Origin of the sequence: Mesorhizobium shangrilense (genome assembly GCF_040537815.1) — a bacterium.
GTDB classification, from domain to species: Bacteria; Pseudomonadota; Alphaproteobacteria; order Rhizobiales; family Rhizobiaceae; genus Mesorhizobium; species Mesorhizobium shangrilense.
This window is the reverse complement of sequence record NZ_JBEWSZ010000009.1, coordinates 119,726-139,701: the sequence shown is the minus strand read 5'-3', so window position 1 is coordinate 139,701 and position 19,976 is coordinate 119,726. Positions and strand designations below refer to the sequence as shown.

The window sequence follows — 19,976 nt, the reverse complement described above, 5'->3', positions numbered from 1 at the left end:
ATCGACAGGGGAGAGGAAAGGCGCGAGTTCGCCGATCTTGGCGCCCGTCCTCTCCCTGAAGATGTGGAAGTGAGGGCGAGGAACTCAGGTTTTGCGAGGACACGTCGCAATTGCCGAAAACGCAAAACATTGGTATGAGCCACGCCATGGAAGAGCTTTTTGGCGATCCGGCCTACAAGGGGTTCGTGCTGCAGGACAGAAAACGCCTGCCGTCGCGCTTCTCCGCGCGCGTTTCCGGCGCGTTGACCAGCCGACTTAGCTAGGCCGGTTTTGCCGGGCGAAGGCCTCCGGCGTTCTCTCTTCCCATTTCAAATCGACGGATTTACGCACATGAGCGCACCGCGCACCCTCTACGACAAGATTTTCGACGACCATATCGTCGACCGCCAGGACGACGGCACCTGCCTGCTCTACATCGACCGCCACCTCGTCCATGAAGTGACCAGCCCGCAGGCTTTCGAAGGCCTGCGCATGAGCGGCAGAAAAGTCCGGCATCCGGAAAAGACGCTGGCCGTGGTCGATCACAATGTCTCGACCTCGCCCGAGCGCAAGTTCGGCATCAAGAACGAGGAAAGCCGCATCCAGGTCGAGGCGCTGGCCAGGAACGCCAGGGATTTCGGCGTCGAATATTATTCCGAAAACGATATCCGCCAGGGCATCGTCCACATCATCGGCCCGGAGCAGGGTTTCACGCTGCCCGGCATGACTATCGTCTGCGGTGACAGCCACACCTCGACGCATGGCGCTTTCGGCGCCTTGGCGCATGGCATCGGCACGTCGGAAGTCGAGCATGTGCTGGCGACGCAGACGCTGATCCAGCGCAAGGCCAAGAACATGCTGGTGCGCGTCGACGGCCAGCTGCCGGAAGGCGTCACCGCCAAGGACATCATCCTCGCCATCATCGGCGAGATCGGTACTGCGGGCGGCACCGGCTATGTCATCGAATATGCCGGTGAGGCGATCCGCGCGTTGTCGATGGAAGGCCGCATGACGATCTGCAACATGTCGATCGAAGGCGGTGCGCGCGCCGGCCTGATCGCGGCTGACGAGACGACCTTCGCCTATGTCAAGGACAAGCCGCGCGCGCCGAAGGGCGCGGCGTGGGATGCGGCACTCGAATACTGGAAGACGCTGCAGTCCGACGAGGGCGCGCATTTCGACAAGGTGATCGTGCTCGACGCGGCGAAACTGCCGCCGATCGTCTCCTGGGGCTCCTCGCCCGAGGATGTCGTGTCGGTACAGGGTATCGTGCCGAATCCGGAGGATATCACCGACGAGAACAAGCGCACCTCCAAGCAGCGCGCGCTCGACTATATGGGCCTGACGCCGGGAACCAAGATCACCGACATTTCGCTCGACCGCGTCTTCATCGGCTCCTGCACCAATGGCCGCATCGAGGATTTGCGCGCCGTAGCCAAGGTGGTCGAAGGCAAGAAGGTCAGCGCGCATGTCGATGCGATGATCGTGCCGGGCTCCGGCCTGGTCAAGGAACAGGCGGAAGCCGAAGGTCTCGACAAGATCTTCCTCGCCGCCGGTTTCGACTGGCGCGAGCCCGGCTGCTCGATGTGCCTGGCCATGAACGACGACCGGCTGAAGCCGCATGAACGCTGCGCCTCGACCTCGAACCGCAATTTCGAGGGCCGGCAGGGTTTCAAGGGCCGCACCCATCTTGTGTCGCCGGCGATGGCGGCGGCGGCGGCGATCGCCGGCCACTTCGTCGACATCCGCGACTGGAAATAGCTTCGATCTTCGATGCCCGTGACAACGGCCCGGACCGCATGGCGGTTCGGGCCTTTTTCGTGGTCTGCTCATCACGCGGGAACCTTGCGCTGATCGCACGCGATCGTGAACACCGCAATCCTTGGAAACGGCCGGGGTTTGGCCGCATCCGCGGTGTCTTTCCGGTTGCGCTTAACGGCTTGTTTGGGCTTGCGCCCTATGGTCTTCCCTCACGGGAGCGAGGGGAAGTAGGGTCTTTTGGACGTCGGACTGTTCATAGCGCTGCTCAACCCGACGATCGCGCTCGCGCTCGGCGCTGCCTTCCTCGTGCTTTGGTCCTATCAGCGCCATAGACCCTACCTGGCAGTGCTGGGCGCAAGCTATTCCGTGTCGGCCGGCGGCTTCCTGTTCCAGTATTTCACGCTGCCTTTCGGCATGGCGCTCACCAAGCTGGTCTCCAACCTGTGCTTTACCTTCGCCGGCGGCTGCCTCGCCGGCGCGATCGTCGCCCGCTACGGCCGCAAGGTGCCCTTTGCGGCAATCGGCACGCTGATGGTCGGCGGTCTGGCCGCGTTCAGCTGGTTCATGTTCGTTCACCCCGATCTGACATGGCGTATCTATGCGATGAATTTTGCCTTTGGCGGCCTGGCGCTGCTTGTCGCCGCCGAATTGCGCCCGGTTCGAAACAATGGCCCGACGGAAATGATCCTGTTCGTGCTGTCGCTGACGTCGGCGTTCAACTTCTTCGTGCGAACCATCGTCATCGTGGCCATGCACGGCCCCTTCACCAGCTACGACGGGTTCTATGCCTCGTCCTACTGGACGACGGCACTGCTGTCGCACGCGCTGCTGTCACTGCTCATCGCGCTCTGCCTGTTCACCGCCGCCGCGCTCGATGTCATGAAGGCGCTGAAGACCGAAACCTATACGGATCCGCTGTCAGGTCTTCTGAACCGTCGCGGCTTCGAGGAACGCGCGGCTCTCCTTTTGCAACGCTGCGCCGCGGCCAAATTCCCGGTGGCACTGGTGCTGGCCGACCTCGATCATTTCAAGTTGCTGAACGATGTGTATGGACACGCGGCGGGTGATCGGGTGATCGCCGACTTTGCCGCCAAGCTTCGCTCGGCCGCCGGTGCCCGAGGGGTTGCCGGCCGCGTCGGCGGAGAGGAGTTCGCGGTGCTGCTGCCGTTGACCGACCTTGCGGCGGCGCAGCTGTTCGCCGAAGCCATCCGCGTCCTGTATTCGGCGGGAGGCGTGGACGGACTGCCTCCGGGCACCAAGGTGACGGCGAGTTTCGGCGTGGCGGCCCGCACCGGCGAGGAAGGGCTGGAGCCGTTGATGCGCCGCGCCGACGAAGCCCTCTACAAAGCCAAGAGGAACGGCCGTGACAGCGTTCGGCTGTCCTACGAGCGGCCGGAAACGGCCTTCGTCACGGAGTGGCACAAGGCCAGCTGACCCGGGAATTCGGTGCCGCGTTAACGTCTTTTTCGCCCGTCGGTGATTTGGTGCCGGACGGAGTCCGAAGCCACATGGGCAGTGCAGATTACATCCTCGCGATCAACCTTGTCGTCGCCGGCCTGCTGGCCGCGGCCTTCATGACGATCGCCGTTCATGACGTGGACCGTGTCTCGGCGCGCTGGCTGGCTTTCGGCTATGTGCTGGGCATGGCCTACTTCGCCATCGAATTCAGCATTCCGTCCTTCGACAATGCGCGGCCGGTGGTGGTTGCCGCTTTCGCTGCCTTCCTCGGCGCCACCATCGCCTTCAATGGCGGGCTCGCCCTTAAATACGGCGTTTCGCCGCCTTGGTCGCAGATGCTCTTCTTCCTGTTTGCGGCGACTGTCGCCGTGTATTTCGTGCAGGATCTGCCGCGCCAGTCATTCATCCGCATGATGGCCTACCAATTCCCCTACGCCGTCATGCAGTTTGTCGGCCTTGGCATCGTCTGGTCATCCAGGCAAAGACGCGACCGCCTCGACCATATGCTGATGGCCGTCCTGGCAGCCAGCGCGCTGCAGTTCCTGAGCAAGCCGTTCATCGCGCATGCGCTGGGCGGCTGGGGCGCCAATCCGCAGGTCTATCTGCAGAGCAGCTATGCGCTGGTGTCGCAGTCGCTCGGCACCATGTTCGGCCTGGCGATCGCGCTGCTGATCCTTGTCATCCTGGTTCGCGACCTGCTGGCCGAGGTGATGTCGAAGTCGGAGACGGACACTCTCTCGCGGCTGCTCAATCGTGGTGGCTTCGAGCGCCATGCGGAACTGGCGCTACGCGGCGCCACGCGCCAGGGTGTTCCGGTCGCCCTGGTGATCGCCGATCTCGATCATTTCAAGAGCATCAATGACAGTTTCGGTCATGCCTCCGGCGACCGGGTCATCGAGGCTTTCGCCGGTTTCCTGCGCGATGCCGCCGCCGACCACCATGTTGCCGGCCGGATCGGTGGCGAGGAATTCGCCATCATCCTGCCAGGAACAAACCTTGCCGCCGCCCGGCTCTTCGCCGAAGGCACGCGCAGCGCTTTCGGTGCGCTGCCCGTTGACGGGCTGCCGCCGGAGCATCGCTGCTCGGCGAGCTTCGGCGTTGCCGAACTTCATGCGGGCGAGGGGTTTGCCGACCTGATGCGGCGGGCCGACGCGGCCCTGTACCAGGCGAAGAATGCCGGGCGCGATTGCGTGCGGATCTCGTCGGGCGTGACAGCCGGGCGAGCGGCAATGGCCGCGAACGCCGGGTAGGCTCAGCGGCAGGGGCTGAGGTCAGGCATTTCGCCGTCGGACAGACCGTACATATAGGAGCGGCCTTTCACGAAAACCGGCGGCCGGTAGCAATCTTCGTGGCTGACGGCGTCGTCCGATTCGTTTTCGTAGAGCACCTTGGGCTGGCCGGCGCTGGTGTAGGCCGAGAGTTCCTTGGCGAGCTTGCCTTCGCCAACGATGATGCGCTTGTAGCCGGCGGCGCTGTCGATGACGAGATTGCCAAACGAATCAGCGTAGACGCGGTCCTGGTGACGGGCGCCCGCAATGGCGGGTGCCGCAAAGCTGATGGCCAAGGCTGATATGATGAGCGTGCAAAGGCGGTGGCGGGTCGATGTCGAACGCATTGTGTCCTCCAACTTCCTGTTTGGCCCTGATCGCGGAAATGCGGTTTCGCGCAATCATGGCCCGGAGCGAGTTCGAATCAGAAATTAACCTTTTATTAACCTTTGTTAAGAGGGCGCGCCCGTTTCCGCGCCATGTCCTTTCAAACATGGTTAATTTCTGTCGGCGGGGAACGTCACTGGCCATCATTCGGCCATGCTTGCCCGCACCATCGCGCTGGGCATTGTCAGCGGTCGCGACGTGATGCCGGGGAACTTGATCTTGTGAGAGCATCGCGGCTAGTCTGATGCATGGGAGGACAGCATATGGCGTTGCGCCGGTCATTTCGGGTGACGCTCGTCCTGTTGCCGGCGTTGATTGCCGTGGCCTGCGTGCCGGAGACCAATGCACCAAAGGCGGGCAACAAGGTCGCCCAGGCTGTCTCGGTTGCTCCGACCGCCACCACCACCGACGTATCCGCGCCACAGCCGCGCACCGCGACCTACAAATGCGCCGATGGCGGCATGATGACCATCGAGAATCTCGGCACGTCGGTGCATGTCGTGGAGCCCAATGGCGCTAGCGAGGACCTGCCGGCCTCGCCGGCCAATCAGAGCAGCCGCTATGGCCAGGCCCATGACGCGATCGTGATCGACGGCCGCGAGGCGCTGGTGATGAAGGGCGGCAAGACGCCGCTGACCTGCACCCGCTGATCGGTATGGTTCGAGATTCAAGTGATGCCGGCCCGCAAACGGCGCGCCTGACCTTTATCTCAATACATCCGGGCTGTTGGACCATGCGAATATACCGCACTGCAGCGATATCGAGCCGGCATGGAACGTTGGCCTAATCGATTGAAGCGAAATCAGCCATTTATTCAGACTAAATTACGTTTTCGAAACGGTTTTCCGGCTTTGACGCGGTGCAAAAAGAGCATTAGAAACCGGCTGTCCGAAGTCGCGTCCGGAAGCGGTCATGCCGCATTTCCACCTGAGGCAGGAGACGCCGAACTGGGGGAGCCATGAGCAAATCACCAGCCACCCGCGAATTTGCCAGACGTGAACGGCCGCTGTCGCCGCATCTGACCGTGTACCGGCCGCCGATCACCATGACGATGTCGATCATCCATCGCATCACGGGCGGTGCGCTCTATTTCGGAACGCTGCTGGTCGCTATCTGGCTGATAGCGGCGGCGGGTTCCAAATCGACCTTCGATCTCGTCAACTGGGCATTCGGTTCCTGGCTGGGGCAGCTGGTGCTGTTCGGCTATACATGGGCGCTGATGCAGCACATGCTGGGCGGTGTCCGCCACCTGATCTGGGACACGGGCGCCGGGCTTGAAAAGCACACGGCCTCCAAGATCGCCTGGGCGACGCTCGCCGGCTCGATCCTGCTGACGCTGCTGATCTGGATCGTCGGCTACATGGCGCGGGGAGCCTGATCATGAGCGGCAAGAACACCGATATGCGCACGCCGCTGGGGAAGGTCCGTGGTCTCGGCTCCGCCCGCGAGGGTACACAGCATTTCTGGCGCCAACGCCTCACCGCGATCGCCAACATTCCGCTCATGCTGTTTTTCGTCGGCTTCCTGATCGCGCTGAACGGCGCCGGCTACGAGCATGTGCGGGCGGCGCTCGCCAATCCCTTCGTCGCGCTGATCATCATACTGGTTGTTGTCTCCGGCCTCACCCATATGCGGCTCGGCATGCAGGTGATCATCGAGGATTACATCCATGGCGAGGGCATGAAACTGGCCCTCATCGCCCTCAACACATTCTTTACCATAGCGGTCGGCGTCGCCTCGATCTTCGCCCTGCTCAAACTGGCATTCGGAGGCTGACATTTTGGCCAAGGACGCGAACAAGGCTTCGGCCTATACCTATGTCGACCACAAATTCGACGTGGTGGTCGTCGGCGCCGGCGGCGCCGGCCTGCGCGCCACGCTCGGCATGGCCGAACAAGGCTTGCGCACCGCCTGCATCAGCAAGGTGTTTCCGACGCGCTCGCACACCGTGGCGGCGCAGGGCGGCATCGCCGCCTCGCTGTCCAACATGGGCCCCGATTCCTGGCAGTGGCACATGTACGACACCGTCAAGGGGTCGGACTGGCTGGGCGATGTCGACGCCATGGAATATCTGGTGCGCGAAGCGCCTGCAGCCGTCTACGAGCTCGAACATTACGGTGTGCCGTTCTCGCGCACCGAAGAAGGCAAGATCTACCAGCGGCCGTTCGGCGGCCACATGATGAACTATGGCGACGGTCCACCCGTGCAGCGCACCTGTGCTGCCGCCGACCGCACCGGCCATGCCATCCTGCACACGCTCTACGGCCAGTCGCTGAAGAACAACGCGCAGTTCTTCATCGAGTATTTCGCGCTCGACCTGATCATGGAGCCGGATGGCACCTGCACCGGCGTCGTCGCCTGGAACCTCGATGACGGCACCATCCACCGCTTCTCGGCCAAAATGGTGGTGCTGGCGACCGGCGGCTATGGCCGCGCCTACTTCTCGGCAACGTCGGCGCATACCTGCACCGGCGACGGCGGCGGCATGGCGGCGCGGGCTGGGTTCCCACTGCAGGATATGGAGTTCGTGCAGTTCCATCCGACCGGCATCTATGGCGCCGGCTGCCTGATCACCGAAGGCGCGCGCGGCGAGGGCGGCTATCTCGTCAATTCCGAGGGCGAGCGCTTCATGGAGCGCTACGCGCCATCGGCCAAGGATCTGGCCTCGCGCGATGTGGTGTCGCGCTGCATGACGCTGGAGATCCGCGAGGGCCGTGGCGTCGGCAAGAAGAAGGACCATATCTTCCTGCATCTCGATCACCTCGATCCGGCCGTCCTGCACGAGCGGCTGCCGGGCATTTCGGAATCGGCGAAGATCTTTGCCGGCGTCGACCTGACCAAGGAGCCGATCCCGGTGCTGCCGACGGTGCACTACAATATGGGCGGCGTGCCGACCAACTACTGGGGCGAAGTGCTCAACCCGACATCGAGGAGCCCGGACAAGGTGTCGCCCGGGCTGATGGCGGTCGGCGAGGCCGGCTGCGCCTCGGTGCACGGCGCCAACCGGTTGGGCTCGAACTCGCTGATCGACCTGGTGGTGTTCGGCCGTGCCGCGGCAATCCGCGCCGGCCAGGTGATCGACCGCAAGTCGGCGATCCCTTCGCCCAACGAAGCCTCTGTCGAGAAGATCATGGACCGCTTCGACGGGCTGCGCCACGCCAATGGCTCGACGCCGACGGCGGTGCTGCGCGAGAAGATGCAGAAGGCGATGCAGGACGACGCGGCGGTGTTCCGCACGCAGGAATCGCTGGAGAACGGCTGCAAGCGGATTTCGGAAATCTGGACCGAGCTCAAGGACATCAAAGTGTTCGACCGCTCGATGATCTGGAACTCCGATCTGGTCGAGACGCTGGAACTGGAAAACCTGATGGCCAATGCCATCACCACGGTCTACAGCGCCGAGGCGCGCAAGGAGAGCCGTGGGGCGCACGCGCGGGAAGATTTTTCCGCCCGCGATGACACCAACTGGCGCAAGCATACGCTGGCGCGACTCAGCGAAAATGGCAAGGTGACGCTGTCCTACCGGCCGGTGCACACCGAACCGCTGCTGGCGGAAAAGGATGGTGGCATCAGCCTCGCCAAGATCGCGCCGAAGGCGCGGGTGTATTGACAATGGCGCCGGCGGCCTCGGGATATTCCGGCACGCCCCTTCCGGCCAAGCTCGGCCTGAAGGACGGCATGGTCGCCGCCTTCATCGCGCTGCCGGCGGAACTCGACGACCTGGCCGGTGCGGTGGATTTTGCCGAAGTCGACCGGCTGGCCGATTGGTCGGGGATTTCGGGTGCTGCCCTGAAATATGATTCCGTCCACGCCTTCACCCGGCAGCGCGCCGAGATCGAGGATCGCCTTGGCGCTATCGAGGCGGCGATCAAGCGCGATGGCGTGGTCTGGGTGTCCTGGCCGAAAAAGGCTTCGAAGGTGCCCACCGACGTCACCGAGCAAATTGTCCGCGCCGAGGCGCTGAAGCTCGACCTTGTCGACGTCAAGGTCGCCGCCGTGAACGACATCTGGTCCGGGCTGAAGCTCGTCATCCGAAAGGACCGCAGGTAATGGTCGAACTAACACTCCCCAAGAACTCGCAGATCAAGCAGGGCAAGACCTGGCCGAAGCCGGAGGGCGCCACCAATCTGCGCGAATACCGCATCTACCGCTGGTCGCCGGACGATGACGAGAACCCGCGCATAGACACCTATTTCGTCGACATGGACGACTGCGGTCCGATGGTGCTCGACGCGCTGCTGTGGATCAAGAACAAGATCGATCCGACGCTGACCTTGCGCCGTTCCTGCCGCGAAGGCATTTGCGGCTCCTGCGCCATGAACATCGACGGCTCCAACACGCTGGCCTGCACCAAGGGCTGCGACGACATTTCCGGCGCCGTAAAAGTCTATCCGCTGCCGCATATGCAGGTGGTCAAGGACCTGGTGCCTGATCTCACCAATTTCTACGCCCAGCACGCCTCGATCGAGCCTTGGCTGAAGACGGTGTCGCCGCAGCCGGCCAAGGAATGGCTGCAGAGCCACGAGGATCGTGAGAAGCTCGACGGGCTCTATGAGTGCATATTGTGCGCCTGCTGCTCGACCTCGTGCCCGAGCTACTGGTGGAACGGCGACCGCTATCTCGGCCCGGCAACGCTGTTGCAGGCCTATCGCTGGCTGATCGACAGCCGCGACGAGGCCAAGGGCGAGCGGCTCGACAATCTCGAGGATCCGTTCCGGCTCTATCGCTGCCACACCATCATGAACTGCGCGCAGACCTGCCCCAAGGGCCTCAACCCGGCCAAGGCGATCGCCGAGATCAAGAAGATGATGGTGGAGCGGCGCGTCTGACGGCGACCATTTGACCGTCTTCGGGGGCTGTCATGTCGGCAAGCCCGAATTGTTCATCGCCGGCAGTGTTCCCACCGTCAGCCTGTTGCCGGGCCTTGCGTTAGCCCATCGCAACATACAATATCCATACATTTGGATGGCGAGGCGAGACGATGGACGACAACCAGGCTTCATGGACACCGGTGATCCGCAAGGGCGATGGGCCGGTCTACCTCGCCATTGCCGATGCCTTGTCGGCCGACATCGTGTCCGGCCGGCTGGCTGGCGGTTCCAGATTGCCGCCGCAACGCACGCTGGCGGATGCCCTCGGGATCGATTTCACCACGGTCAGCCGCGCCTATGCGGAGGCGCGCAGGCGCGGCTTGATCGACGGGCGGGTCGGGCAGGGCACCTATGTGCGGGCACGGCGACCCGTCGAGGGACGGACTGTCTCGACTGGTCTTGTCGACATGAGCATGAACCTGCCGCCCCGGTTCGAGGATGCCGGACTGGTCGCGCGGATGTGGGATGGGATTGCCGATCTGCGGGCGGACGACGGGCTGGGCCTGCTCCTGCGCTATCAGGAGGCCGGCGGAACCGGGCGTGACCGCGCCGCCGGCGCGCGCTGGCTTTCGGCGCGGCTCGGTTCGATTCCGGAGGAGCGGCTCCTGGTCTGCCCTGGAGCGCAGGGCGCGCTGCTGGCGCTCGCCGGCGTACTGGCCGCACCGGGTGAGACGATCTGCACGGAGGCCCTGACTTACCCCGGCTTCCGATCGCTTGCAGCGCATCTCAGGATCAATCTCGTCGCAGTACCGATCGACGAGCACGGACTTGTTCCCGAAGGGTTCGAGGCGGCGTGCGCGCGACACCGGCCAAAAGCGCTCTACTGCACACCGACCCTCCACAATCCGACGACGGCAACCCTGCCTCTCCAGCGTCGCAAGGCGCTGATAGAGATTGCCCGCCGTCATCAGGTGCCCATCATCGAGGACGATGCCTATGGGGCGTTGCCGGCCAACCCCGTGCCGCCGCTGGCCGCTCTTGCGCCGGACCTTGTCTATCATGTCGCGGGTCTGGCGAAATGCCTTTCTCCAGCCTTGCGGATTGCCTATCTGGTGTTGCCGGACGGCCGCTCGGCGGCCAGGGTGGCGGGCGCCATAAGGGCGACCGCTTCCATGGCCTCGCCGCTGACGGCCGCGATCGCGACCCGCTGGATCGAGGATGGAACCGCCGACGCGGTACTTGCCGCGATCCGGGAGGAATCGCGCCGCCGGCAGGTTATCGCCTCTGCTATCTTGCCCGCCGGCTTCGGTCAGGCCGATCCGCAGGGCTTCCACGCCTGGCTTCGGCTGGCCGGGCCCTGGACAAGGGGAGAGTTCACCGCGCGTCTCCGCTCGGCCGGTATCGGTGTGGTGGCAAGCGACGCCTTCGCCATCGCGTCGCCGCCCGAGGCTGTCCGCCTGGGACTTGGCGCGGCCGCGAACGAGGAGGAACTGCGTGACAGCCTGCGGATCGTCGCGGACCTTCTGTCGCAGTCGCCAGCCATATCGTCGATGGTGGTTTGATCTTGTAGGGATTTCTCTTGACAATGTATGCATATGAACCACATACATTATGCAATCAATGGCGCTGTAAGGCCAGGCAAATTCCTGCCGTCACATGCGGGCGAGTGACCGCGAAACGGCAACGGGCCTCGGCACAGCCGCCGCGGACAAGGACAAGGAAAAATGGTTCAGGATCGCGAATGGGCTCCCCTCTCACCGATTGAAACCGGCATACGAGGGCGTTGTCCGCGCTGTGGCGAGGGGCATTTGTTCGAGGGATTCCTGAAGCTGCGCAAGAAGTGCGAAGTCTGCGGCCTCGACTATTCGTTCGCCGATCCCGCCGATGGTCCGGCGTTCTTCGTGATCTGCTTTGCATGCGTGCCGAGCGTGGCCTTGGCGCTCTGGATCGAGGTCCGCTTCGAAGCGCCCTACTGGGTGCATCTCTTCACGACCTTGCCCTTCATGCTTCTGACCTGCATCCCGCCGCTGCGGCCGCTGAAGGGATGGCTGGTGGCCAGCCAGTATTTCTACAAGGCGGAGGAGGGCCGGATGGTAACGCCCTTGATCCCGCCAGCATCCGCCGTGGCGGCGGGTTCGACGGCGACTTTGCCCGGCGGCGACAGGTCGTGACGAATGTCACCGAAACCGCGAAGTTGAGGGTTGAACGGTGCGTTCAGCCGCGGCTATAGGCATTGGATGACATGGCCGCTACCCGCTGATTTTTCGCCGGAGGCCGTCGCGGCAATCCGCGCGCGCCTCGATCTGGTGCGAACCCAAGGCGTGACGATCCTGTTCGCGATTGAAAGCGGCAGCCGCGCCTGGGGGTTCCCGTCGCCCGACAGCGACTATGACTGCCGCTTCGTCTATATCAGGCCGGTGTCGGACCACCTCGTCCTGGAGCAACCGCGCGATGTCATCGAGTTCCCCATCGAAGGCGAGATCGATGCCGGCGGGTGGGATCTGCGCAAGGCCCTGCTCCTGGCGCTCGGCGGCAATGCCGTCATCGTCGAATGGGCAAAATCGGCGATCGTCTATCAGGAAATCGAAGGGTCCCGACGGCGGCTTCTCGACCTTTTGGCCGATATCGTTGATCCGGTAAAAGTCTCGCGCCACTATCTCGGTCTTGCGCGTTCGCATGTCGCCAAGACCGGCAGTTTTTCAGGCGAGGTCAAGCTGAAGAAGCTGTTCTATCTCATCCGCCCGTTGGTGGCGCTGGACTGGATGGAGCAGCACGGATTCGCAGCACTTCCGCCCATGAACCTTGTCGAATGTCTCGGCGGGATCAAGATGCCCGTCGGCGCGCGAGATGAGATCGGGCGTCTGATCGACCAGAAGAGCCACACGCGCGAGTTGGGGGTTGGTCTTATCCCCGCCGACATCGCTGCTTATCTTGAGGTGCGCTACGGCCACCACGAAATGAATCTGGCTGATCTGGTCAGGGATGAGGACCGGCATTCCCGCAATCGTCAGCTCGCGACGGCTTTCTATCGCCGTGAGGCAGAGTTTTTTCAAGGTAAGTCCCAAGGTAAGCCCAATGAGTGATGATCTTCCTCTTCTCTCCGCCATCGAAGCGCGTGTGCTCGGCTGCCTGATCGAGAAGAAGGAGCTGACGCCGGACGTCTATCCGCTGACGCTCAATTCCGCGCATGCCGCCGCCAACCAGAAGACGGCGCGCGAGCCGGTGATGGCGCTGGAGCTTCCCGAGGTTGGACGAGCATTCAACCAACTCCAGCAGAAAGGCCTTGTCAGGCAGGTTTTTGGATCGCGCGTCGAGCGCTATGAGCATACCGTCGCGCAGCGCTTTTCGATGACCTCGCCGCAGATCGCGCTGGTTGGGTTGCTGTTGCTGCGCGGCCCACAGACGGCCTATGAATTGCTGGCCCGGGCCGAGCGCATGGCCAAGTTTTCCTCCATCGACGGCGTGCGCACCGAACTCGACCTGCTGACCAGCCGCAGGCCGCCGCTGGTTCAGTTGCTTGAGCGTGCACCCGGCCAGCGCGAGGAGCGCTATGTCCATCTGCTGAGCGGACCGCCGCAGATACCGGCGGCTACGGCTCCTATGCACTCGCCAGCGCCGGCTTCGGACCTCGAAGCTCGCGTGCAGGCTCTTGAGGAAGAGGTTGCAGCGCTGCGCGCGCGGATCGACGCGCTGACCGGAAACTGAGCCCCGGGGGGAGTAAGTCAGGTCCGATGGTGCCTCAGGGTTGATGCTTGCCCGCGCGGGGCGGCGTCTTCAGGTCCCGATGGTCCGTCGTTGTCTTGCCCAGCGCGATCGACAGCAGATAGACGCGTGGATTGAAGCCCGCCGAGGCAAGCGCCGACAGCGTCTTGAACAGTTGCAGGTGAAACATCGGACCCCCTCGGTATCGCTCCCGCTTTGGAAGCGCGCCGCAAACTAGGTGCGAGAAAGAGGGGAGGCTTGGACGAGGCGGCCCTGAAAGCAGCTAGAACGGCCCTGTATCGACGTTTCAGGGGGCTTGGCGCTGCTCGACCTGTGGGAGCTTGGCGAGACAGGCCACAAAAACGCCGGCCCGAAGGCCGGCGTCTCTTTGCTGTTGAGCGGCTTGTCAGACGAGTTTGGCGTCGAGCGAAACCTTGATGGCGCCGAGTGCCTTGGAGACCGGGCATTCCGCCTTGGCTTTTTCGGCCAGTTCCTTGAACTTGGCGGCGTCGATGCCCGGCACCTTGCCGGTCAGCGTCAGGGCGCTGCCCGTAATGCCGGTGCCGGGAACCAGTGTGACCACCGCCTTGGCGTTGAGCTCAGCGGCCGGGGTACCGTTCTCGGCGAGGAAATGCGATAGCTGCATGGCGTAGCAGCCGGCATGCGCCGCGGCGATCAGCTCTTCCGGGTTGGTGCCGGATTTGCCGCTTTCATCCTCGAAACGCATCTTGAACGAGTAGGGTGCTGCCTTCAGCGCTCCGCTCTGCGTGTCGAGCGTGCCTTTCCCCTCCGTCAGATTGCCTTTCCAGACGGCGTTTGCGGTGCGGTCCATGAATCTCTCCTTGGTTGTCGTGAGTGAGCCCATTGCTCGGCATCCGGTGAAACTATAGCGCGCGCCGGCGCGAAGGCCACCCGCGCTTTCGCGTTCTGAGCGTGATGCTGTTTCCGCCGAAAAAAAATATGGCGTCAGAAATGTCGACTTCCGGCCGCCGAGACCGTCCTGCGGGCAGCCACGACGTGCGTGGCCGAATGGAGCGTCACATGAACATGCTGTTTTCCGCGAGAAGGCCCGACCGAAATGTCGGGGATTTCGACTGGTCGCAACTGCCGCCGGCTGGTCTTGGTCGCTTGCTGGCGGCCTTCGCCATCATTGCGGCCGTAGTGGTGTTGCTCGACGGTGCCGCCTCGCTCGATGCCGGCAAGCCTGACACCTCCGGCGCCTATGATCCAATCCAGAATGGGAGATAGACAATGCAATACATCTGCCTGGTTTACGGCGAAGAACAGCACCTTCATGCGCTCACCGCAGAGGCGGGAGCCAAGCTCAACGCAGACTCGCTTGCCTATGACAGGTCGTTGCAGGCGAGCGGGCACTTGATTGTCGCCCAGGCGCTGCAATCGGTGAAGACGTCGAAACTCGTGCGCCGGCGCCACGGCAAGAAGCTGGTCACCGACGGCCCCTTCGCCGAGACCAAGGAGCAATTGCTTGGCTTCGTCATGGTCGAAGCTGGAAGCCTCGACGAGGCGCTGGAGATCGCCGCCGGAATTCCGCTGGCCGAAATGGGTTCGATCGAGGTGCGGGCGATCTACGACATACCGGAGACTTGAACGATCCCGACTGGGTCAAGACGGGTCGGTCAGATCTCCTCGCCCTTCAGCAGGCGCGGCGTCGCGCCCGAAAGGCCGGACGCCTGGCGGATGAAGAACGCTTTCAGTTTCGGCATACGCTCGACCAGTCCAAGGCCGATGTCGCGGACGGCGCGCAGCGGGGCGATGTCGTTGGAAAACAGCCGGTTCAGGACATCGGTGGTGACACCCATCTGCACCGTGTCGAAGCGCCGCCATTGCTGGTAGCGCTCGAGCACGTCGAGCGCGCCGATATCCTGGCCGAGCCGGTCGGCTTCCACGATCACCTCGGCAAGGGCCGCCACATCCTTGAAGCCGAGATTGAGGCCCTGGCCTGCAATCGGATGGATGCCGTGCGCGGCGTCGCCCGCGAGCGCGATGCGCGGCGCCACGAAGGCGCGCGCAAGGGTCAGGCCAAGCGGCCAGGCGCGCGGCGTGTCGGTAACGCGGATCTCGCCGAGCTTCAGGCCGAAACGCTGCTCGAGTTCGTGCTCGAAGACCAGGTCGTCGCCGGCAACCAGCCTTTCGGCGTCTTCCGCCCGCTCGACCCAGACAATCGACGAGCGGTTGGTGCCGTCCTTGTCCGGCTTCAGCGGCAGCGTGGCGAAGGGACCGGCGGGCAAAAAATGCTCTTCGGCGCGGCCGTTGTGCGGGCGCTCATGCGCGACGGTGCAGACGATGCCGGACTGGCCGTATTCCCACTTCACGGTCTTGATGCCGGCCATGTCGCGCAGCTTCGAATTGACGCCGTCGGCGGCGACCAGCAGCCGCGCCTTCAGCGTCGCGCCATCGGCAAGATGCACAGTGATGCCGGCGCCATTGATCTCGAAACCCTGCACCGCCATGCCTTCAATGATGTCGATGCCGAGCTCTTGCGCGCGGCGGCGCAGGGCGCCGTTCAGCTCCCTGTTGGCGACCATATGCGCGAAGGGTTCGCCCGGCGCGACCTCGCCATCGAAGGTCAGGAAGGCCGGGCGCACCGGATCGGAGGTGCGCGAATCCGTCACGATCATCTCGGTGATCGCCTGGGCTTCCGAGCTGATTTCGGCCCAGACGCCGAGCTGGTCCAGCATGCGGCAGGCAGCAGCGGCGATGGCCGAGGCGCGGCCATCCTTCTGCCAGACGCCGGCGGGTGCGGCATCGACCACGGCAATGCCTAGGCCGGGGCGCGCCTGCTTCAGCGAAACGGCGGCGGCAAGGCCGACATAGCCCGCGCCTGCGACCAGAACATCGAGCCCCGGCAGGGTGTTTGCGTCCGTCTTGCGTTCCATCATCGTCAATCCCTTCGTGCCGAGCGGGTGTTGTACCCTTGACGGTTCGCCCTTCCTGTCGGAAACCCGCCATAGCATCTTGCGGCGAGGTTACGAAACATGACGGCTGCCATGGACGAGCTTCTCGATATTCTCGACCTCGAGAAGCTGGAACACAATCTGTATCGTGGTCGCAGCCCCCAGGTCGAATGGCAGCGCGTGTTCGGTGGCCAGACGATCGCCCAGGCGCTGGTCGCGGCGCAGCGCACGGTCGAGCCCGACCGTCACGTCCATTCGCTGCACGGCTACTTCATGCGGCCGGGCGACATCAAGGTGCCGATCATCTACGAAGTCGACCGCATCCGTGACGGCGGCTCCTTCACCACGCGCCGGGTGCTGGCAATCCAGCACGGACAGGCGATCTTCTCGCTCGAGGCGTCGTTCCAGGTCGACGAAAAGGGCCTCGAACACCAGTTCAGCTTGCCTGACGACGTGCCGCCGCCGGAAGGGCTGCAGACGCAACGGCAGCTGCTTGAGAAGGCCGAGCACGTGCCGGCGGCAATCCGCCGTTTCTGGGCACGGGAGCGGCCGCTGGAGCTGAGGCCGGTCAACCTCGAACACTATGAGAGCCGTGACAAGCTGCCGCCCCGTCAGAATGTCTGGATCCGCCTTGCCGGGCCGGTTCCTGACGATCGCGCGCTGCAATCCGTGCTGCTCGCCTATCTTTCCGACATGACGCTGCTGGACACCTCGACCTTCGCGCACGGGCGAGCTCTTTTCGATCCCGACATCCAGGCGGCGAGCCTCGACCATTCGATGTGGTTCCACAGGCAGCATCCACTCGACGGCTGGCTGCTCTATGTCCAGGACAGCCCCTCGAGCTCCGGCTCGCGCGGTTTCAGCCGCGGCACGCTCTATGCCCGCGACGGCACGCTGATCGCCTCGGTGGCCCAGGAAGGGCTGATCCGGCTGCGGCGCTAGGCAGATTGCGGCCCGGCCTCACCGGCAAGCCTATGAAATAATCATTTCGAAAAAAATGCCCAGTAATTAGGCAAATGCTTTGCCGCGTCCACGAGCAGATACCGGAGCGGGCGGGCACAATCCCTTTGTTTACAGCACGTTAATCCCCTGCTTCGGCAACTGGCACGGAGCTTGAATCCTCGTGAGCACTCTCCGGCTCTCATTGGACTCGGTGAAGTCGTGCAAACGCGGGGGACCGCAACAGCAAAGGGTGAAACCTTATGAAAATCGTGATGGCAATCATCAAGCCGTTCAAGCTCGACGAGGTGCGCGAAGCGCTCACCGCCGTCGGCATCCAGGGCCTGACCGTCACCGAAGTCAAAGGCTACGGGCGTCAGAAGGGGCATACGGAAATCTATCGCGGGGCGGAGTACGCGGTCAGTTTCCTGCCGAAGATCAAGATCGAAGTCGCGGTCAGTTTGGACCTGGTCGACAAGGCCGTCGAAGCGATCACCGCGGCGGCCAAGACCGGACAGATCGGCGATGGCAAGATCTTCGTTTTCGGCATCGATCAGGCGGTGCGCATCCGCACCGGCGAAACAGACACCGACGCGCTTTGAGCCGCGAACACGTATTCCAATGGAGAGTTCAATGAATATTCCTTCCACCTTGAAGACGACGGGACGGGCGGCCCTCCTGGGCTCGTTTGCTCTCGCGGCATTGGGCACGGTCGCCGCGTTCGCACAGACGGTAGCTCCCGCCGCGACCGCGGCTGCTCCGGCAGCCGCAGCGGCCACACCCGCGCCGGTGCTCGACAGCGGCAACACCGCCTGGATGCTGACCTCGACGGCTCTCGTGCTGATGATGACCATCCCTGGCCTGGCGCTGTTCTACGGCGGCATGGTGCGCAAGAAGAACGTACTGGCCACCATCATGCAGAGCTTTGCCATCACCTGCCTGGTGACGGTGCTGTGGTTCATGTTCGGCTATTCGCTGGCCTTCTCCGACGGCGGCAGCATGAACGCCTATCTGGGCGGCTTTTCGAAATTCTTCCACCACGGCATCACCGTCTCGACGCTGTGGGCACCAGGGGTCTCGAACATCCCTGAATTCGTCTTCTCGATGTTCCAGATGACATTCGCCATCATCACGCCTGCCCTCATCGCCGGCGCCTTCGCCGAACGCATGAAGTTCTCGGCGCTGCTGATCTTCATGGCACTGTGGTTGCTGATCGTCTACGCGCCGATCGCGCACTGGGTGTGGGGCGGCGGCTTCCTCGGTTCGGCCGGCGTCCTCGACTTCGCCGGCGGCACGGTCGTCCATATCAACGCAGGTGTGGCCGGTCTCGTCTGCGCGCTGGTTCTCGGCAAGCGTGAGGGCTACGGCACCACCAACATGGCGCCACACAACCTCGTCTATTCGGTCATAGGCGCTTCGCTGCTGTGGGTCGGCTGGTTCGGTTTCAACGCCGGTTCGGAACTGGCGGCCGATGGTCTCGCGGGCGCTGCCATGATGAACACGCAGGTCGCAACCGCCGCCGCGGCGCTGGCCTGGATGTTCGCCGAATGGATCGTCGCCAAGAAGCCCTCCGTGCTCGGCATCATCTCCGGCGCCGTCGCCGGCCTCGTCGCGGTGACGCCAGCTTCCGGCTTCGTCAACCCGACCGGCGCCTTCATTATCGGCATCGTTGCCGGCGTCATCTGCTACTTCTCGGCGGTCAAGGTGAAGCACATGTTCGGCTATGACGACTCGCTCGACGCGTTCGGCGTCCATGGCGTCGGCGGTGTGGTCGGTGCCCTGCTCACCGGCGCGCTCGCCGATCCGTTGATCAACCCGGCCGGCAAGGGCGGCTCGGTCGCCATCCAGCTCTACGGCATCGTTTTCACTATCCTGTGGACGGCGATCGCCACCTTCGTGATCCTCTACATCGTCAAGGCCCTGGTCGGCCTGCGTCCGACGACACAGGAAGAAGTCGAAGGCCTCGACATCAGCCAGCATGGCGAAGTGGTGCCGTAAGGTCCTTTCGCCTCGGGACCGGCGGAACCCTCCTCCCGCCGGTCCCATATCCTACGCAGTTCCCGGGAAAACCGCTGCACCTTTCCCGGAGTTGCTCAAAATCCCGTCGTGACGCTCCCGAAAGGTGCTCACGCATTGAGGCCCGGACCTGTCCGGGCCTCCTTTTTTTTCCGAGGGGCAGTGCCGGTAACGCGCGGTACGATCACATTCGCTTGATAGGTCATTTGATTGCGCGGCGCCGTGAAACATCGGCGGCATCGGTTCCGAACTGTGAGGGCGATCGTCGTTCGGCGCTCGTTCAAACAACAGGGAAGGAACTGCATCATGAACATCAAGAATATCTGCTTGGGAGCGCTCGCTCTTTCCATGGTCAGCGGCGTGGCATTTGCCGGCGCTCTCGACGAACCAGACAATATGGCGCCGTTCTTCACCGATTCCGGCATGAAAACCATGAAGCCGATGGCGGAATTCAAGACTGCCTTCATGGCGATGCCGATGGAAAAGCAGGAAGCGATGAAGAAGGAGTGCAACGACGCGGCGATGAGCAAGCCGCATGCCGAGTTCTGCCAGAACGTGCACATGCTGGGCGGCGCCAACTAAGGCGTCTCCGGCGGACAACGTCTGAGCCGTTTCCGGCAACGCGGAAAATGATGGCGGGCGACTATGCCCGCCATTGTCATTCCGACCGGGCATCTGGAGAAGGGGCACTGCCACCCCGCTCAGCGAGGTCGATCGCCGTTTGAGGAACGCGCCGATCG

General features: G+C 63.4%; 23 protein-coding genes. 19 read left to right on the top strand and 4 right to left on the bottom strand.

Going from position 1 to position 19,976, the window contains the following annotated elements; all coding sequences use genetic code 11:
* Positions 1-330: 330 nt before the first annotated feature.
* The 3 genes from leuC (at position 331) to ABVQ20_RS36465 (ending at position 4,448) form a co-directional block, all read left to right on the top strand.
* Entirely contained in the window at positions 331-1,740 is a 1,410-nt protein-coding gene (leuC, locus tag ABVQ20_RS36475) for a 3-isopropylmalate dehydratase large subunit (RefSeq protein ID WP_354464664.1), read from the top strand.
* Positions 1,741-1,977: 237 nt separating this feature from the next.
* Complete coding sequence (locus ABVQ20_RS36470; protein WP_354464663.1) at positions 1,978-3,174, top strand: GGDEF domain-containing protein; 1,197 nt, start codon at positions 1,978-1,980, stop codon at positions 3,172-3,174.
* A gap of 74 nt (positions 3,175-3,248) precedes the next feature.
* Positions 3,249-4,448 carry a GGDEF domain-containing protein gene (locus ABVQ20_RS36465; protein WP_354464662.1) on the top strand — a complete coding sequence of 400 codons (1,200 nt, stop codon included), beginning with the start codon at positions 3,249-3,251 and terminating at the stop codon, positions 4,446-4,448.
* 2 nt (positions 4,449-4,450) lie between these two features.
* Here ABVQ20_RS36465 and ABVQ20_RS36460 read toward each other — a convergent pair whose 3' ends face one another.
* Entirely contained in the window at positions 4,451-4,813 is a 363-nt protein-coding gene (locus ABVQ20_RS36460) for a hypothetical protein (protein WP_354464661.1), read from the bottom strand.
* A gap of 303 nt (positions 4,814-5,116) precedes the next feature.
* Between ABVQ20_RS36460 and ABVQ20_RS36455 the strand changes: the two genes are divergently transcribed.
* The 10 genes from ABVQ20_RS36455 (at position 5,117) to ABVQ20_RS36410 (ending at position 13,369) form a co-directional block, all read left to right on the top strand.
* The gene (locus ABVQ20_RS36455; protein WP_354464660.1) at positions 5,117-5,503 is read left to right on the top strand and encodes a hypothetical protein; all 387 of its coding nucleotides are present in this window, start codon (positions 5,117-5,119) and stop codon (positions 5,501-5,503) included.
* Positions 5,504-5,811: 308 nt separating this feature from the next.
* Positions 5,812-6,231 carry a succinate dehydrogenase, cytochrome b556 subunit gene (sdhC, locus tag ABVQ20_RS36450; RefSeq protein WP_354464659.1) on the top strand — a complete coding sequence of 140 codons (420 nt, stop codon included), beginning with the start codon at positions 5,812-5,814 and terminating at the stop codon, positions 6,229-6,231.
* Between the two features lie 2 nt (positions 6,232-6,233).
* The gene (sdhD, locus tag ABVQ20_RS36445) at positions 6,234-6,629 is read left to right on the top strand and encodes a succinate dehydrogenase, hydrophobic membrane anchor protein (RefSeq protein ID WP_354464658.1); all 396 of its coding nucleotides are present in this window, start codon (positions 6,234-6,236) and stop codon (positions 6,627-6,629) included.
* Between the two features lie 4 nt (positions 6,630-6,633).
* Complete coding sequence (gene sdhA, locus ABVQ20_RS36440; RefSeq protein ID WP_354464657.1) at positions 6,634-8,463, top strand: succinate dehydrogenase flavoprotein subunit; 1,830 nt, start codon at positions 6,634-6,636, stop codon at positions 8,461-8,463.
* A 2-nt stretch (positions 8,464-8,465) separates the two neighbouring features.
* Positions 8,466-8,903, top strand: a complete 438-nt coding sequence (locus ABVQ20_RS36435) for a DUF3052 domain-containing protein (RefSeq protein WP_354464656.1) — start codon at positions 8,466-8,468, stop codon at positions 8,901-8,903.
* On the top strand, positions 8,903-9,682 hold the full coding sequence (locus tag ABVQ20_RS36430) for a succinate dehydrogenase iron-sulfur subunit (RefSeq protein ID WP_097575611.1): 780 nt from the start codon (positions 8,903-8,905) through the stop codon (positions 9,680-9,682). Before ABVQ20_RS36435 ends, ABVQ20_RS36430 begins: the two co-directional genes overlap by 1 nt.
* Positions 9,683-9,834: 152 nt before the next feature.
* Entirely contained in the window at positions 9,835-11,226 is a 1,392-nt protein-coding gene (locus ABVQ20_RS36425; RefSeq protein ID WP_354464655.1) for an aminotransferase-like domain-containing protein, read from the top strand.
* Between the two features lie 162 nt (positions 11,227-11,388).
* A complete protein-coding gene (locus ABVQ20_RS36420; RefSeq protein WP_354464654.1) occupies positions 11,389-11,835 on the top strand; it encodes a DUF983 domain-containing protein in 447 nt (148 codons plus the stop codon).
* A gap of 66 nt (positions 11,836-11,901) precedes the next feature.
* Positions 11,902-12,747 carry a nucleotidyltransferase domain-containing protein gene (locus ABVQ20_RS36415; RefSeq protein ID WP_354464653.1) on the top strand — a complete coding sequence of 282 codons (846 nt, stop codon included), beginning with the start codon at positions 11,902-11,904 and terminating at the stop codon, positions 12,745-12,747.
* Positions 12,740-13,369 (top strand): YceH family protein, encoded by a 630-nt coding sequence (locus tag ABVQ20_RS36410; protein WP_354464652.1) that lies wholly within the window; start codon positions 12,740-12,742, stop codon positions 13,367-13,369. Before ABVQ20_RS36415 ends, ABVQ20_RS36410 begins: the two co-directional genes overlap by 8 nt.
* 34 nt (positions 13,370-13,403) lie before the next feature.
* Here the strand turns inward: ABVQ20_RS36410 and ABVQ20_RS36405 are convergent, their stop codons facing one another.
* Positions 13,404-13,556, bottom strand: a complete 153-nt coding sequence (locus ABVQ20_RS36405) for a hypothetical protein (protein WP_354464651.1) — start codon at positions 13,554-13,556, stop codon at positions 13,404-13,406.
* A 216-nt stretch (positions 13,557-13,772) separates the two neighbouring features.
* Positions 13,773-14,198 (bottom strand): OsmC family protein, encoded by a 426-nt coding sequence (locus ABVQ20_RS36400; RefSeq protein ID WP_227344486.1) that lies wholly within the window; start codon positions 14,196-14,198, stop codon positions 13,773-13,775.
* A 209-nt stretch (positions 14,199-14,407) separates the two neighbouring features.
* Between ABVQ20_RS36400 and ABVQ20_RS36395 the strand changes: the two genes are divergently transcribed.
* Together ABVQ20_RS36395 and ABVQ20_RS36390 are read left to right on the top strand one after the other, a co-directional pair.
* Positions 14,408-14,614 carry a hypothetical protein gene (locus tag ABVQ20_RS36395; protein ID WP_354464650.1) on the top strand — a complete coding sequence of 69 codons (207 nt, stop codon included), beginning with the start codon at positions 14,408-14,410 and terminating at the stop codon, positions 14,612-14,614.
* A gap of 3 nt (positions 14,615-14,617) precedes the next feature.
* Positions 14,618-14,974 carry a YciI family protein gene (locus ABVQ20_RS36390; protein WP_354464649.1) on the top strand — a complete coding sequence of 119 codons (357 nt, stop codon included), beginning with the start codon at positions 14,618-14,620 and terminating at the stop codon, positions 14,972-14,974.
* A gap of 29 nt (positions 14,975-15,003) precedes the next feature.
* Here ABVQ20_RS36390 and ABVQ20_RS36385 read toward each other — a convergent pair whose 3' ends face one another.
* A complete protein-coding gene (locus ABVQ20_RS36385) occupies positions 15,004-16,263 on the bottom strand; it encodes a ubiquinone biosynthesis hydroxylase (protein WP_354464648.1) in 1,260 nt (419 codons plus the stop codon).
* 99 nt (positions 16,264-16,362) lie between these two features.
* Between ABVQ20_RS36385 and tesB the strand changes: the two genes are divergently transcribed.
* The 4 genes from tesB (at position 16,363) to ABVQ20_RS36365 (ending at position 19,818) form a co-directional block, all read left to right on the top strand.
* Positions 16,363-17,223, top strand: a complete 861-nt coding sequence (tesB, locus tag ABVQ20_RS36380; RefSeq protein WP_354464647.1) for an acyl-CoA thioesterase II — start codon at positions 16,363-16,365, stop codon at positions 17,221-17,223.
* A 260-nt stretch (positions 17,224-17,483) separates the two neighbouring features.
* Positions 17,484-17,822 carry a P-II family nitrogen regulator gene (locus ABVQ20_RS36375; RefSeq protein ID WP_112396146.1) on the top strand — a complete coding sequence of 113 codons (339 nt, stop codon included), beginning with the start codon at positions 17,484-17,486 and terminating at the stop codon, positions 17,820-17,822.
* A 31-nt stretch (positions 17,823-17,853) separates the two neighbouring features.
* The gene (locus ABVQ20_RS36370; RefSeq protein ID WP_435528488.1) at positions 17,854-19,218 is read left to right on the top strand and encodes an ammonium transporter; all 1,365 of its coding nucleotides are present in this window, start codon (positions 17,854-17,856) and stop codon (positions 19,216-19,218) included.
* Between the two features lie 324 nt (positions 19,219-19,542).
* Positions 19,543-19,818, top strand: coding sequence for a hypothetical protein (locus ABVQ20_RS36365; RefSeq protein WP_354464646.1), 276 nt, complete (start codon positions 19,543-19,545; stop codon positions 19,816-19,818).
* The last annotated feature ends 158 nt before the right edge of the window (positions 19,819-19,976 follow it).

Bases quoted from the DNA above. Each gene is read 5' to 3' on its own strand.
- leuC (WP_354464664.1), top strand. From the start codon at position 331: ATGAGCGCACCGCGCACCCTCTACGACAAGATTTTCGACGACCATATC.
- ABVQ20_RS36460 (WP_354464661.1), bottom strand. From the start codon at position 4,813: ATGCGTTCGACATCGACCCGCCACCGCCTTTGCACGCTCATCATATCA.
- ABVQ20_RS36385 (WP_354464648.1), bottom strand. From the start codon at position 16,263: ATGGAACGCAAGACGGACGCAAACACCCTGCCGGGGCTCGATGTTCTG.
- ABVQ20_RS36465 (WP_354464662.1), top strand. From the start codon at position 3,249: ATGGGCAGTGCAGATTACATCCTCGCGATCAACCTTGTCGTCGCCGGC.
- ABVQ20_RS36400 (WP_227344486.1), bottom strand. From the start codon at position 14,198: ATGGACCGCACCGCAAACGCCGTCTGGAAAGGCAATCTGACGGAGGGG.
- ABVQ20_RS36370 (WP_435528488.1), top strand. From the start codon at position 17,854: ATGAATATTCCTTCCACCTTGAAGACGACGGGACGGGCGGCCCTCCTG.
- sdhC (WP_354464659.1), top strand. From the start codon at position 5,812: ATGAGCAAATCACCAGCCACCCGCGAATTTGCCAGACGTGAACGGCCG.
- ABVQ20_RS36390 (WP_354464649.1), top strand. From the start codon at position 14,618: ATGCAATACATCTGCCTGGTTTACGGCGAAGAACAGCACCTTCATGCG.
- tesB (WP_354464647.1), top strand. From the start codon at position 16,363: ATGACGGCTGCCATGGACGAGCTTCTCGATATTCTCGACCTCGAGAAG.
- ABVQ20_RS36420 (WP_354464654.1), top strand. From the start codon at position 11,389: ATGGTTCAGGATCGCGAATGGGCTCCCCTCTCACCGATTGAAACCGGC.
- ABVQ20_RS36395 (WP_354464650.1), top strand. From the start codon at position 14,408: ATGAACATGCTGTTTTCCGCGAGAAGGCCCGACCGAAATGTCGGGGAT.
- ABVQ20_RS36425 (WP_354464655.1), top strand. From the start codon at position 9,835: ATGGACGACAACCAGGCTTCATGGACACCGGTGATCCGCAAGGGCGAT.
- ABVQ20_RS36410 (WP_354464652.1), top strand. From the start codon at position 12,740: ATGAGTGATGATCTTCCTCTTCTCTCCGCCATCGAAGCGCGTGTGCTC.
- sdhD (WP_354464658.1), top strand. From the start codon at position 6,234: ATGAGCGGCAAGAACACCGATATGCGCACGCCGCTGGGGAAGGTCCGT.
- ABVQ20_RS36430 (WP_097575611.1), top strand. From the start codon at position 8,903: ATGGTCGAACTAACACTCCCCAAGAACTCGCAGATCAAGCAGGGCAAG.
- ABVQ20_RS36365 (WP_354464646.1), top strand. From the start codon at position 19,543: ATGAACATCAAGAATATCTGCTTGGGAGCGCTCGCTCTTTCCATGGTC.
- ABVQ20_RS36405 (WP_354464651.1), bottom strand. From the start codon at position 13,556: ATGTTTCACCTGCAACTGTTCAAGACGCTGTCGGCGCTTGCCTCGGCG.
- ABVQ20_RS36375 (WP_112396146.1), top strand. From the start codon at position 17,484: ATGAAAATCGTGATGGCAATCATCAAGCCGTTCAAGCTCGACGAGGTG.
- ABVQ20_RS36455 (WP_354464660.1), top strand. From the start codon at position 5,117: ATGGCGTTGCGCCGGTCATTTCGGGTGACGCTCGTCCTGTTGCCGGCG.
- ABVQ20_RS36435 (WP_354464656.1), top strand. From the start codon at position 8,466: ATGGCGCCGGCGGCCTCGGGATATTCCGGCACGCCCCTTCCGGCCAAG.
- ABVQ20_RS36415 (WP_354464653.1), top strand. From the start codon at position 11,902: ATGACATGGCCGCTACCCGCTGATTTTTCGCCGGAGGCCGTCGCGGCA.